General features: G+C 37.0%; 1 protein-coding gene. It reads left to right on the top strand.

All coding sequences use genetic code 11. The features are described 5' to 3' along the window. On the top strand, positions 1 to 595 hold a 595-nt coding region (locus ACFIJP_RS09635), incomplete at both ends, for a recombinase RecT (RefSeq protein ID WP_375627209.1).

The following is a 595-nucleotide window of genomic DNA, read 5'->3' as shown; positions in this document are numbered from 1 at the left end:
GAAAATATGGATTTTCTGCTGAAGAATTTCGAGAAACAATCATAAAAACTTGTATTGGATATAAAAATGCTAGTGTCATCACTGATGCAGAATTTGCCGTTTTTCTTTTTGTTGCCAATACTTATGGACTTAACCCTTTAACAAAAGAAATCTATGCACTCCCTAAAAAAGGCGGCGGCATCATACCCGTTGTTTCTATCGACGGTTGGATAAAGATCATCAAATCAAATCCTGACTTTGATGGCATGACCTTTCAAGATCAACTCGATAAGGATGGGAAGCTCATTGCTATCAAATGTGCTATTCGTCTCAAAGGAATTAAAGACCCTATCGAAGTCATCGAATATCGCAAAGAATGCGAACAAGAAAAAAGTGAAGCATGGCAAAAATATCCAGCACGCATGTTGCGCCATAAAGCTACTATACAATGTGCTCGCTATGCTTTCGGGCTTTCCGGTATTTATGAAGAAGATGAAGCAAAACGTATCAATGAAGCAAACCATAACGTACAAACGAAGTTAGTTTCTTATGATGTGCTTACGCAAATCAAACAATTAATAAACATCACTCAAACAGAAGAAGAAAAAGTGCTTGA

This window comes from Bartonella sp. MU37NMGALS (genome assembly GCF_042194015.1).
Taxonomy (GTDB): Bacteria; Pseudomonadota; Alphaproteobacteria; order Rhizobiales; family Rhizobiaceae; genus Bartonella; species Bartonella grahamii.
The sequence above is the reverse complement of the archived record's forward strand: the minus strand, read 5'-3'. Positions and strand labels throughout refer to the sequence as shown.